The sequence below is a fragment of the Williamsia sp. M5A3_1d genome (assembly GCF_053345315.1).
Window position 1 is genome coordinate 508,241 of sequence record NZ_JBKEZX010000001.1, and the last position, 12,470, is coordinate 520,710.

At 67.9% G+C, this 12,470-nt stretch carries 13 protein-coding genes; 8 read left to right on the top strand and 5 right to left on the bottom strand.

Translation table 11 applies throughout. The annotated features are described in order from the left end of the window. Positions 1-116: 116 nt before the first annotated feature. On the bottom strand, positions 117-1,370 hold the full coding sequence (locus ACLBW1_RS02580; RefSeq protein WP_447809911.1) for an MFS transporter: 1,254 nt from the start codon (positions 1,368-1,370) through the stop codon (positions 117-119). Between the two features lie 88 nt (positions 1,371-1,458). Here ACLBW1_RS02580 and ACLBW1_RS02585 point away from each other — a divergent pair, with 88 nt between their 5' ends. The 3 genes from ACLBW1_RS02585 (at position 1,459) to ACLBW1_RS02595 (ending at position 3,898) form a co-directional block, all read left to right on the top strand. Then, positions 1,459-2,340, top strand: a complete 882-nt coding sequence (locus ACLBW1_RS02585) for a LysR family transcriptional regulator (protein WP_447809912.1) — start codon at positions 1,459-1,461, stop codon at positions 2,338-2,340. A 7-nt stretch (positions 2,341-2,347) separates the two neighbouring features. Continuing rightward, positions 2,348-3,226 (top strand): haloalkane dehalogenase, encoded by an 879-nt coding sequence (locus ACLBW1_RS02590; RefSeq protein WP_447809913.1) that lies wholly within the window; start codon positions 2,348-2,350, stop codon positions 3,224-3,226. 93 nt (positions 3,227-3,319) lie between these two features. Beyond that, positions 3,320-3,898 (top strand): TerD family protein, encoded by a 579-nt coding sequence (locus ACLBW1_RS02595; protein WP_447809914.1) that lies wholly within the window; start codon positions 3,320-3,322, stop codon positions 3,896-3,898. 51 nt (positions 3,899-3,949) lie between these two features. Here ACLBW1_RS02595 and ACLBW1_RS02600 read toward each other — a convergent pair whose 3' ends face one another. Beyond that, the gene (locus ACLBW1_RS02600; protein WP_447809915.1) at positions 3,950-5,341 is read right to left on the bottom strand and encodes a DUF222 domain-containing protein; all 1,392 of its coding nucleotides are present in this window, start codon (positions 5,339-5,341) and stop codon (positions 3,950-3,952) included. A 190-nt stretch (positions 5,342-5,531) separates the two neighbouring features. Between ACLBW1_RS02600 and ACLBW1_RS02605 the strand changes: the two genes are divergently transcribed. After that, positions 5,532-6,479: a hypothetical protein gene (locus ACLBW1_RS02605; RefSeq protein WP_447809916.1), complete on the top strand. Its 948-nt coding sequence runs from the start codon at positions 5,532-5,534 to the stop codon at positions 6,477-6,479. Between the two features lie 19 nt (positions 6,480-6,498). On the opposite strand, the gene ACLBW1_RS02610 is transcribed toward ACLBW1_RS02605, so the two are convergent. Both ACLBW1_RS02610 and ACLBW1_RS02615 read right to left on the bottom strand, forming a co-directional pair. Then, positions 6,499-7,179 carry a response regulator gene (locus ACLBW1_RS02610; RefSeq protein WP_447809917.1) on the bottom strand — a complete coding sequence of 227 codons (681 nt, stop codon included), beginning with the start codon at positions 7,177-7,179 and terminating at the stop codon, positions 6,499-6,501. Next, positions 7,176-8,336: a sensor histidine kinase gene (locus tag ACLBW1_RS02615; RefSeq protein WP_447809919.1), complete on the bottom strand. Its 1,161-nt coding sequence runs from the start codon at positions 8,334-8,336 to the stop codon at positions 7,176-7,178. Before ACLBW1_RS02615 ends, ACLBW1_RS02610 begins: the two co-directional genes overlap by 4 nt. 171 nt (positions 8,337-8,507) lie before the next feature. Between ACLBW1_RS02615 and ACLBW1_RS02620 the strand changes: the two genes are divergently transcribed. After that, a complete protein-coding gene (locus ACLBW1_RS02620) occupies positions 8,508-9,059 on the top strand; it encodes a hypothetical protein (RefSeq protein WP_447809920.1) in 552 nt (183 codons plus the stop codon). A 42-nt stretch (positions 9,060-9,101) separates the two neighbouring features. Then, complete coding sequence (locus tag ACLBW1_RS02625) at positions 9,102-9,617, top strand: hypothetical protein (RefSeq protein ID WP_447809921.1); 516 nt, start codon at positions 9,102-9,104, stop codon at positions 9,615-9,617. Here the strand turns inward: ACLBW1_RS02625 and ACLBW1_RS02630 are convergent. After that, complete coding sequence (locus ACLBW1_RS02630; protein ID WP_447809922.1) at positions 9,574-10,596, bottom strand: alpha/beta hydrolase; 1,023 nt, start codon at positions 10,594-10,596, stop codon at positions 9,574-9,576. The genes ACLBW1_RS02625 and ACLBW1_RS02630 overlap by 44 nt on opposite strands. A 100-nt stretch (positions 10,597-10,696) precedes the next feature. Between ACLBW1_RS02630 and ACLBW1_RS02635 the strand changes: the two genes are divergently transcribed. Together ACLBW1_RS02635 and ACLBW1_RS02640 are read left to right on the top strand one after the other, a co-directional pair. Beyond that, positions 10,697-11,635, top strand: a complete 939-nt coding sequence (locus ACLBW1_RS02635) for an ABC transporter ATP-binding protein (RefSeq protein WP_447809923.1) — start codon at positions 10,697-10,699, stop codon at positions 11,633-11,635. Next, a complete protein-coding gene (locus ACLBW1_RS02640) occupies positions 11,632-12,435 on the top strand; it encodes an ABC transporter permease (RefSeq protein WP_447809924.1) in 804 nt (267 codons plus the stop codon). Before ACLBW1_RS02635 ends, ACLBW1_RS02640 begins: the two co-directional genes overlap by 4 nt. Positions 12,436-12,470 lie beyond the last annotated feature (35 nt).

The window sequence follows — 12,470 nt, forward strand, 5'->3', positions numbered from 1 at the left end:
GCTGAGACCATCGTGATCAGTGCTGTCCGTGCCCGCATGTCGATCCGTTCGTCGTCGATACTTTGCTCAACGTACGACCGTGGCCGGATGCCCGTACGCGTTTTGCGACGAACCCGCTACGGCATCAGATGCGACGTCGCAGCGCCTTCGCGTGCGGTACGGGTCAGGACGACCGCGGCCAGCGCGACACCGACCGCCAGGAGCACGCCGACGTAGGCGACGACGCCCACCCAGCCCGCCGCGGTGAACGCGAGACCACCCAGGGCGCCGGCGACCGAGCTGCCGAGGTAGTAGCCGAAGAGGTACAGCGACGAGGCCTCCGCTCGGTGGTCGGTGGCACGTGCGCCGACCCAGCTGCTCGCGACCGAGTGGGCGCCGAAGAAGCCCGCGGTGAAGAAGAAGATGCCGATGAGGGTGGTGGGCAGCGAGTCGGGGACGGTGACCACGAGGCCGGCCACCATCACCGCGATCGATATCCCGAGAACGCGACCGCGTCCGTGGCGATCCGACATGCGGCCGGCGTAGCTCGAGGAGAACGTGCCCGCGAGGTACATGAGGAAGACCAGGCTGACGATGCTCTGCGGCAACGAGAACGGCGATGCGAGCAGGCGGTAGGCGAGGAAGTTGTAGACCGTGACGAAGCCGCCCATGAGCACGAACGCGAGACCGAACAGGCACAGCATCGGCACGTCGCGTAGGTGACCGGCGAGGTTGTGCATCACGATTCGAGCCGTCACGCGTTGTGGCACGAAGTTCCGCGACGCGGGCACCAGTCGGATGAACACGATCGCGAACGTCAGCGACACCAGACACGCGATCTCCAGCGCCCAGCGCCAGTCGACGACATCGGCGGCCAGACCCGGTACGAGCCGGCCGGTGAGACCGCCGATGGTGGTGCCGGAGACGTAGTAGCCCATCGCCTTTCCGAGCGAGGGGCCGTCGATCTCCTCGGCGAGGTACGCCATCGCGACGGCCGGGACACCGGCGCACAGCACGCCGACGAGCGCGCGCCCCGCGAGCAGCACCTCGATGCTCGGCGACCACGGCAGCACCAGCCCCAGCACCGACGCCGCCACCGCGGAGATCACCATCACCCGCACACGCCCGTAGCGTTCGGACAGCACGCTGGCCGGGATGATCGTCAGCGCGAGCAGTCCCGTGGTGAGCGAGACGGTGAGCGCCGACGTCGTCGGTGAGACCCCGAAGTGGTCGGAGAACACCGGCAGCATCGCCTGCACGTGGTACATCGCCATGAAGGCGGCCATGCCTGCGGCGAAGAGCGCCAACGTCGCCTTCCGGAACTCTCTCGATCCGGCGGGGTGGCCGTCGAGGTCCGTGGCGGGGCTCGATGAACGCACAGCTGAACTCATGTCGACCAACGTTTCCACCGTATCGTTCGGAAAGGAAATGAATGGTTATGGCAACCGTCATGCATCTTGCGCATATACGCTGCTCATCGTGCAGTCGGACTTCGAGTGGTACGTCGAACTGGCGGAGACCGAGAACGTGAGTGTCGCCGCGCAGCGACTCCACGTCTCGCAGCCGACGCTGTCACGGGCCCTAGCCCGCCTCGAACGCGAGGTCGGCGCGACCCTGTTCGACCGCCGCGGCAAACGACTCGCGTTGAACGACCGCGGGCGCGTCTATCTCACCCACTGCCGTCGGGCCCGGGCCGAGATGGAGGCCGCACGCCACCAGATCGCCGACATGATCGACCCCGTGGAGGGCACGATCCACCTGTCGTTCCTGCACTCGTTCGGTGTGCGGTTGGTGCCCGAGTGGATCGGGGCGTTCCGGCGCGACGCGCACGTCTCGTTCACCCTGAGCCAGGACGCCGCCGAGACCGTGGTCGGCCGGGTCCTGTCCGGTGAGGCCGATCTCGCCGTCGTCTCACCTCGCCCGCGCAGCACCGAGGTCGCGTGGACGCCGCTGATGCGTCAGCGCCTCGGTCTTGCGGTGCCGCTCGATCACCGGTTCGCCGGCCGGTCCGAGGTGGCGTTCGAGGAGGTCGCCTCCGAGGCCTTCATCGCGATGGCGCCGGGATTTGGCATGCGCCGCATCCTCGACGAACTGTGTGCCGCCAACGACTTCCGGCCCGACATCACCTTCGAGTCCAGCGAGCTGGGCACCATGGCCGGCCTCGTCGGTGCCGGTCTCGGCGTCGCGGTGCTCCCTATCGAGGACGGGGCGCAGACCCCGCCGACGGTGTCGCTCATCCCCCTCTCGGGTTCGGAGACGACGCGGGAGATCGGACTGATCTGGCAACGCGACCGCGCCTTGCCGCTCGCGGCCGCACGGTTTCGTGACTTCGTGGTCGAACGGTGCGCCACGGGTTCATGATCGACGGATGGATGTCTTCCGCACTCCCGACGACCGTTTCGAGAATCTCCCCGGGTGGGGTTTCGCGCCCCGCTATTTGGAGTGGGAGGGGATGCGCATCCACTACGTCGACGAAGGTGTCGGCGATCCCATCGTGCTGTTCCACGGCGAACCGACGTGGGGGTACCTGTATCGCAGGATGATCGGCCCACTGGTCGACGCCGGCCATCGCGTGATCGCCTACGACCACATCGGTTTCGGGCGATCTGACAAACCGACTGATCGCAACTGGTACACCTACGACCGACATTCCGCGGTCGCCGATCACGTGCTCGATGAACTCGGCGTCGAGAATGCGACCGTCGTCGTGCAGGACTGGGGCGGACCGATCGGCCTGCGCTGGGCCACCGAACACGCCGACCGTGTCGCGCGGCTCGTCATCATGAACACCGGGTTGTTCACCGGAAAGGTGAGCAAAGGCTTCCTCGCGTGGCGTGACTTCGCCGAGAAGAACCCCGATCTCCCGGTCGGCAGCATCATCGCCGGCGCGACCGCCACCGACGTGCCCCCGGAGGTGATCGCTGCCTACGACGCACCGTTCCCGACGGTCGAGTCGAAAGCCGGTGCCGCGCAGTTCCCCCTGATCGTCCCCGTCGATGCTGACGCAGCGGGCGCCGACGTGATGACCCGCGTCTCCGACGCCCTGTCCCGTTGGGAGAAGCCGGTCCTGCTTGCCTTCTCCGACAGCGACCCGGTGTTCCCGCATCCCCGCTCCGGCCAGGTGTTCACCGACCTCATCCCTTCGGCGGGAGAGCAGGTCACCATCACCGGCGCCGCCCACTTCCTCCAGGAAGATCGCGGCGAGAAGATCGCCGAGGAGATCATCGCGTGGATGGGCGGGTCCTGACCCACCCCGGGTATCCGCGCTCCGCGGAGCGCGGTCGATAGGCTGTCACCGAGCGCGGCAAACGCGCGCTCAGCGGTCCGGAGGAGGCAACAGATGTCGGTGTCGCTGGCCAAAGGTGGGAACGTCTCGCTCTCCAAGCAGGCGCCCGACCTCCGTGCGGTGAGCGTCGGCCTCGGTTGGGACGTGCGCGCCTCCACCGGCGCGGATTTCGATCTCGACGCGAGCGTTCTCGCCGTCGGATCCGATCGAAAGGTGCTGTCCGACAGCTACTTCGTGTTCTACAACAACCTCACTTCGCCCGATGGTGCGATCGTGCACACCGGGGACAACCTGACCGGCGAGGGTGACGGGGACGACGAATCGGTCAATGTCGACCTCAAGGCCCTCGATCCGCGGGTGGAGTCGATGATCTTCGCGGTGACGATCCACGAGGCGGACAACCGCCGACAGACATTCGGTCAGGTGGTCAACGCGTTCATCCGTGTCGTCAACATCGACGACGGCGTGGAACTCGCGCGCTACGATCTCAGCGAAGACGCCTCCACCGAGACGGCGATGGTCTTCGGCGAACTGTATCGACGCAACTCCGAATGGAAGTTCCGAGCTGTGGGGCAGGGTTATGCGAGCGGACTTGCCGGCATCGCGCGTGACTTCGGCGTGGACGTCAATTGATGGGCTGTTCTGACCGCAGCGGGCGTTGAACTCGCGTTCCGCGGAACGCGGTCAGGCCGCGGTGGGGGTGGTGTGTTGTCCGGTGCGCCATTCCCAGGCGGCGTAGAGGACCTCGAGGGTGTAGCCGAGGTCGAGGCGTCCGCCGCCGACGGGTTCGATGGCGTCGGGGGCGATGGCGGGGTCGGCCCGCCAGTTCACCGGAGCGGATGTGGTGGGTGCGGTCTCGATCAGTGTGCCGTCGGGGCGGTGGAAGGTGAACTGTTGCCCACCGCGGGCCCGGATGGTGAAGGCACCGTGGTGCAACGCGCGGTGGTGGGTGGAGCACAGCATGATCAGGTTGTCGGGATCAGTGGTGCCGCCCTCGCTCCAGAACCGCACGTGGTGGGCGTGGAGATGCCGGGTCCGGCCGCATCCGGGGTGCCGGCACCCGCGGTCGCGTTCGAACACCAACCGCAACAGCGCGTGTGTCGGTAGGCGCCGTTTACGGCCCCACCGCATCACCACACCGGTGCGGCCACGTTTGTGGCTGACCTGCCGCGTCGAACCCCCACACGCTGATTCTTCGACATCTGATGCCGTGACCGCGGGTCCGGCGTCGAGATGGGACTCGGCTGTGGTGTCGGCCTCGGTGTGGATGACGATCTCGGCGCCCGGCGCGAAGGCGGGCATCGCGACGAGCGTCTGCATGGTGTCGGCCATCGCCACCACCGCCTCGGCGATGTTCGACGGAACATGCCGCCACAGATCAGTCGACGACGGCGCGTTCCGCGGAACGTCGGCTCCGTCAATCGCGCCGGTCTCGGTGGGGTCGGGGAGTGGGAGGTCGGGGTCGGCGGCGGTGCGGGTGCGTTCGTATTCGCTGCGCACGACCCCGGCCAGGAACCGGGCGCCGTCGAGCGGTGCGAGGCGCATCGTCACCGACAGAGTGCCGTCGTCGTTCCACCCCCACCTCGCGCTCGAAGCCACTCGACCGGTATCGGCTTCATCGGCCGCGCGGTCGATGTGGCGTATCGACCGGACGATCCGTTCGACCTGCGCCGCGGTCGCCGACAACGCCACGCTCACCAGCTCCTCTTCACGGTCGGGTGTCGCGACGCGAGTAAGGGCACGGACCTTCGAATACGACAGGCGGCCGTCGGCGAACGCGGCGTGCATCTGCGGCAGGTCATCCAACGCGTGGGCGATGCGCAAGTGGTCCTGGGCGGTGCGTAGCGACAACCCGGTCCGCCATGACAACCAGTGCGCACACGATGCGATGCCCTCACCTGACCACACCCCACGGGTGTCGAACTCACGTAACAGGTCCAGGAACCGGGCGGTCAATGCCGCGATCTGGGAGGCGTATCCCACCACCCGCTCGGTCAACTGTGCATCCGACAGACCGACCGGAGTCGCCTCATCGAGCAACTCGACCCTCGATGACCCGATTGCTGTGACCGTCACGATTACCCCCCGATGAACTGCGGTTATCAACTCCCACAATGATATCGGGGTCCTCTGACAATCGGGTCGCGACAGCGCTCCGCGGAGCGCGGGTGGAGAGTCGAGCGATATCTCTCTCCACAGCAACAGGTCCGGCCGCCTAGGTAGTTTCACGCTGTCGACTTCTCTATGACGATGTGACGCTTCGTCCATGACAATGCGAAACGTCGTCCTGATGGTGGGGCTTGTTCTGATCGCGGCGTTGGTTGCCGGATGCGGTGCACCTGATCGCAGTGTGGAAGCCGAGCATCTCGAAGCGACGTTGCGTACCGTTGCCGGTGTCGAGAGCGCAAATGTGTCCTACGTCAACGGTTTCGACAGCGGGTACACGGTGTCCACCGACGTGAAGATGCCTCGCGCCGACGATCGGCAGGTGGTGGCGATGGTGCGTCGGATGAACGCGGAGATGGGGTCCGACTTCGACGACTACCGAACACCGGTCAGCATCGATCTGGGCGGCGGCGTCCGGATCGAATCTCAGACCCGGTTCACGCCGGAGGGTGTTGCGAAGGATCTGTCGATGGCACGGGTGGCGCAGGGCCAGGTCAAAGCGGGGCACGTGACGGTGTCTCGGTCGCAGGACGCCGCGCGTGTCGAGATCGTCGACGCCGAGGACCAGGTACGAGCGGCGAGTGTGATGGCGGCGTCCATCGGTCGCGTGCCGGGACAGATAGACGTGATCCCGGCCCAGGTCGGCGCGCAGCTGCGCTGGACGGTGCACACCCCGGTGTCCGCAGCGGAGCTCCGAGCACTGGACGCCCGCTTGCGTTCGATGGCGAACCCCGTCGCCGCTGTCACCGTCGACAACGGCGTGATTACGGAGCTCTGGGTGGACGCCGGCACCGAGAACACGGCCGACGCGACGTTGGCCGCGATCATCCGCTCCATCGGTGCCGACCGGTCGCACCCGGTGCGTCTGCACTGGCAGGTCACACCCGTGGTCGCCGGATGGGAGCGCGACGCGGATGGTTCGGCGACCGTCGGTGCGTGCGACTACCCGAAGAACGCCTACCACCGTGACCCGCGTACGGATTTCGAGTCCGCTGCGATGGATCTGGAACAGCGCATCCGCGCTCGGTACGACACCTGCAGTCGCTAGCCTCGACGTCGTCGCGCTGTCAGCTCCCCACCAACCCGTTCCGGTGCGCGAAGGCGATGGCCTGGCCGCGGTCGCGGAGAGCGAGCTTGGCGAAGACGTTGTTGATGTGGGTCTTCACCGTCGACTCGCTGACGTAGAGGGCTTTCGCGATCTCACGATTGCTCGACCCATCGGCCATGTGCACCAGCACCTCTCGCTCACGGGCGGTGAGTGCGTCGAGTTCGGTGCTCGGCGAAGGAGCCGGTGACTGGCCACCGGAGCGGATGGCTCCGGCGAGGAGGCGTTGCTGCACAGTGCGATCGAGTACCGACTGGCCGGCGGCGGCCGCGCGGATGGCAGCGGCGATCTCGTGGCGGTTCGCATCCTTGGTGAGATAGCCGCGGGCGCCGGCGTCGAGAGCGCGAAAGATCGAGTCGTCGTCGTCGAAGGTGGTGAGGACCACCACGGGCAGGTCGGGGAACGACTCGAGCACCATGCGCGTCGCCTCGGCCCCGTCCATCACCGGCATCCGTAGATCGGTGAGCACCACGTCGGGTCGCTCGGCGGTCACCAGCTCCACCAACCCTGCGCCATCGGCGGCAGTTCCCACCACCGACAGGTCCGACACCAGATCGAGCATCGCCGCGAGCGCGTCACGAATGGTGGCCTGGTCGTCGGCGATCACGACACGAATCGTTGCCGCGGCATCGGTCTCGGTCATCGGGGCACCTCGATCGTCACAGCCCAGCCACCGTCGGATCGAGCGTCGGCGGTGAGCGTGCCACCGATCTCCGCGGCCCGTTCCCGCATCCCGATCACACCCATACCCGCCCCCCTGGTGAAGCGTTCGGCGTCCGCCGCGCGGTCGTTGACGATGTCGATGCGCAGTCTGTCAGGTGAGAAGGCGACACCCACATCGACGTGTGCGCCCGGTGCGTGGCGGCGGGCGTTGGTGAGCGCCTCACCGGTGATGCGCACGAGGTGGGCGGCCACCTCCGGCAGCGGTTCCCACGGCGCCCCACGAACGCTCACCGTCTCACCCTCGACGGTCATGGCGGTGATCGAGGCGACGAGGTCGCGCGACTCCTCGCGGAGGGCGTACACCGCGCGGCGCGCCTCCACGAGGCCGTCGGCGACCATCCCCTGGGCGGCCCTCACCGCCGACCGGCCGTCCTCGGCGCGACCGTCCTCGAGCAGCGCGTCGGCGAGATTGAGTTGCATGTTCACCCCGGACAGGGAGTGCGCCAGGACATCGTGGATCTCGCGTGCGACCCGTGCCCGTTCGGCGAGCACCTGCGCCCTACTCTCCGAGGCGATCGCCCGGTCGGTCTGTTCGACCTTCTCCCGCGCCAGGCGCATGGCCTCGCTGCGGTCGCGACGGGTCATCCCGATGAGCACGGCCAGGCCGACGAGGAGAGGCCAGTACGCGGTGCCGTCCAGGCGGATCGAGGTGGCGATGAAGGCGGTGGCGGAGGTGACCGCCGCGATCACGACGGCGGGGACCGTGGAGAACCGGAACCCGGCGGTGCCTGCGACGATCGGCGCGAACGCGGTGGCCGCGCTGCTCGGATCGAAGGCGAAGAGCAGTCCTGCGACGACCCCCGCGGCGAGGGTGGAGACGAGCCGGACCCGCTCCGGCAGCGCCGACGGCGCGAACAGTCGCAGCGACATCCCCGCCGTGCCCAGGACCATGAGGACCAGTCCGTAGAGCCCGACACCGGAGAACCCGAGCGGAGCGACGGTGAACCATGCCCACACCACCACGGCCAGGTTGACCAGGGGCATCAGTCGGATCATCGCGGCATCGGTGACCCCGGAGCCGACGAATCCGTCGGCGGGGGCGGGCGGCGCCAGCAGGGTCAGGTTCGGAACGCGCATGGGTGACCACGATGCCACCGACATGGCCCCGCCGCGTCCACCCGCGGGTGGAGAGATCTGTCCACCCGGCACTCCACTTCCGGGTCGATCCGCATCGCAGCCGCTCGCAGCAGAGTGGATCTCGAGCGACTCACCGGTCGCATCGAACGTCGAGAACCCAAGGAGCACACCATGTCGGACCTCAGCCAGGCAGTCGAGATCAGCGGCGGCATCTTCGCACTGATGATGGCGACCCAGTACGGCACACGACATCTCGGGCTGCACAAGATCGCGATCCCGGTCCTCGCCGTCGCCGGCTTCGGATACGCCTACCTCAAGGACGCACCGACCGACCACAACTCGATCGCCCTGTACGCCGTAGGAGGCGCGATCGGCGCGCTGTTCGCGCTGCTGGCCTACGCGTCGACCGCGATGTGGGCCGACCGGTCCACCGGGAATGTCATGACCCGCTGCGGGATCGCCTTCGTGGGCGTGTGGCTCGTCGCGATGGCCGCACGGATCGGTTTCGTGTGGGCCGTCTCCGATGTCCCGTCGTTCCGTACCTGGGTCGGCGACCACATGATGTCGATGCACCTCACGCCCGACGCCATCGCCCCGTTCTTCGTCATCTGGGCACTGGCCATGGTCGTCGGACGGGTCGTCGCCCTCTCGATCCGGGCAGCCCGGCTGCGCACCGACTTACGTGCCGCGTCGGCCACGAGCGAGCTCGCACTCGCCCGCTGATCGCACCCCAACCCATCGTCTCTCGCACCGAAAGGTACTGCCATGCTTGCCAACATCGTCCTCGCCGTAGCAGTGATCGGCCTCATCCTCTACCGCCAGATGCGGCCCACTCCGGTCGGCGGCTCGCCGAAGAGCGCGATCATCCTCACCGTGATCGGCGCGTTCGTCGCCGCGAAGTCACTCGACGGCGCGGGTGTCACCGCACTCGACATCGCGGTCCTCGGCGTCTCGACCGTCGTCGGCCTCGGCATCGCCGTCGTCCGGGCCCACACGGTGCTCATCTACCGCGACCCCGCCACCAACACCGCCTACGGGCGCGGAACCGCGGTCACGGCGGGACTCTGGCTGGCCGGCATCGCCGCCCACGTCGGGATCGACCTGCTCGCGTCGGCCTCGGTGGGTGGGTCGACGTTGCTCTTCTACCTCGGTTCGGTCCTGCTGGTGCAGAACCTCGTGGTGACCGCTCGCGCTCGGCGGGCGGGCCTCCCCCTCGCCGAGACCGGCGCCCCGAAGGTCAGCGCGGATCGGCTGCGCGCGAGCGGTCGAACTGATCGCTGACGAAGGAGGCCGCAGCGCGCACCGCGCGACCGGCGTCCGGGCCGAACAACGGGAACATCTGGAACACGTGATTCTGGTCGGGCCAGATCTGCAGTTCACTCGCTCCACCGGCGGACTCGATCCGCCGGTGGATGTCGCGTGCGTCGTCGGCCATCACCTCCAGCGACCCCGCCTGGATGAGCGTGGCGGGCAGATCCATGTCGGGGGTGAGACCGATCTGCAGTCGCGGATCGTCGGCGGACACGTCGCCGAGATACATGCGGATCACGTTGGCGCCCATCCGTGCGTCGATCAACGGATCGCGGTGGCCCCCGCGCTGCCGTGCCAGGGAGATCTCGAACGTGGGATCCGACAGCGGCGAGAACAACACCATCGCCCGCGGTTGCCCGATCCCATGAGCGTGATTGTGCGCCAACAGATCCAGTGCCATGTGACCGCCGGCCGAGTCACCGGCGAGCACGATCTGGTTCGGCGAGTACCCCCGGTCGAGCAGCCAGCGGTACCCGGCGATCGCGTCGTCACCGGCGGTGGGAAACCGGTACTCGGGTCCCAGGCGGTAGTCGAGACTGAAGGCCGGCATCCCGGTGAGCGTCGACAACCGCGACACCAGACCACGGTGCGTGCGCGGTGAGCACACCACGAACCCGCTGCCGTGCAGGTAATAGATGATCGAGCCACTCGGCCCCACGCCGCGCCCGTGCACCCACTCGCCGCGGACCCCGCGATGCTCGTGCACCGGACTCACGAGGGTTCCCCGCGGGACAGGACTCAACGCCACGATCGCGCGGTTCACCACCGGCCGCGCGCGACGGATCACCAGCGGGCTCGGTGAGGTGACGGCGTCGGCCGATCGCGCCCCGAACCCGGAGGTGAGGGCGGGCAGGATCCACCGCAGATACGAGTTCACCGACCGCGATCTGCGCGAGCCCCGCGCCGGGATCCACTCGTCGAGTTCGGGGAAGTCAGGGTCGTGCACCATCGACCGACCATAAACCCGATCGCATCCATGACATCTGTCATTTGAGTTCCGTGACATTCGATCCCGGTACCCGACGTCCCGCGACGGCATCGTCTCCGTCATGAACATCCCACTCGCACTCCGTACCGACGGACTCACGAAGTCGTTCCGCGGACCACGGTCGCAGACCGTGCGCGCCGTCGACGGCGTCGACCTGTCCATCCGACAAGGCGAGGTCGTCGCCTTCCTGGGCCCCAACGGGGCAGGGAAGACCACGACCCTCGACATGATCCTCGGCCTCACCCGCCCCGACTCTGGCACGGTCGAGCTGTTCGGCACCTCGCCCGACGCCGCGACCGCAGCGGGACGGATCGCCGCGGTCACCCAGACCGGCGGCCTGCTACCCGACTTCACCGTCGCCGAGACGGTCCGCATCGTCGCCTCGACCTTCGGGGGCGGTGACACGGGAAAAGCGGATGTCGAGGAGGTGATGCACCGGGCGTCGATCACCGACATCGCCGGCCGCAAGGTGTCGAAATGCTCCGGCGGCGAGCAGCAGCGCCTGAAGTTCGCCCTCGCGCTGCTGCCCGACCCGGACCTCATCGTGCTCGACGAGCCCACAGCAGGGATGGACGTCGAGTCACGACGGGCGTTCTGGGCGACGATGCGCGCCGACGCCGGGCAGGGTCGCACGGTCCTGTTCGCCACCCACTACCTCGAGGAGGCCGACGACTTCGCCGACCGCATCGTGATGATCGCCGGCGGCCGGGTGGTCGCCGACGGCTCGACCGCGGCCATCCGCGCACAGTCCTCCGGGCGGGTCGTCTCCGCCGTCGTCGATCCCGACCGCATCGGCTGGATCACCGAGAACGCCCCTGCGGTCACCTCGAGCGAGGTCCGTGGCGGCCGGATCCATCTGTCCACCAGCGATTCCGACGCCGTCGCACGGTTCCTGTTCACCGCCACCGACGCCCGTGACCTCGAGATCGTCGCCCACGACCTCGAGGACGCGTTTGTCGCCCTCACCGCCACCACGACCACCCCGGAGACGATTCGATGACCACTCTCACTGCGACCACCGCCACCACCTCCGCCCATCCGCTGCGCGGGTTCTCACCGACCTACGTGGCGCTCGACGTGCGGCGCGTCCTCCGCAACCGCCGCGCGATGATCTTCACCCTCGCCATGCCGACGCTGCTCTACATCGTGTTCGGCGCGACCCAGAAGTACGGCGGCGACGACCGCGTCGGCCACGCCAACACCGCGGCCTACGTAATGGTCCACATGGCCGTGTACGGCGCGATCCTCGCCACCACCACCAACGCCGCCTCGGTCGCGCTGGAACAGCAGGCCGGATGGACGCGCACACTGCGTCTCACCCCGCTCACGTCGCTGGGGTACGTCGTCACCAAGGCCCTGGTCGCCCTCACCATGGCCGCGCTGCCACTGATCCTGCTGTCGATCGTCGGCGTGTTCACCGGTGCGCGCGCCCCGGTGGCCATCTGGATCGGCTCGGTGCTCCTGGGGTGGATCGGCGCCTCGGTCTTCGCCGCCTTCGGCATGGCCATGGGCAGCGCACTCAAGTCTGAAGCCGCCATGCAGGTCAGCGGCGGTGTGCTCACCCTGCTCGCCTTCGCGGGCAACCTGTTCGTGCCGCTGCAGGGCGCGATGCTCACCTTCTCGACGTTCACCCCGATGTTCGGGATCAACACACTCGCGAACTACCCGATGACCGGCGGTGAGACCGTCTACGGCGACCACATCGCCCTGTGGGTCAGCCTCGTCAACATCGCGGCGTGGGCGACGATCTTCACCGCGGCCGCTGTCTGGTTCTACAACCGCAGCACCGATCGCCAATGATCCTGCGCGAGAATCTGACCGACGCGCCTACAGTC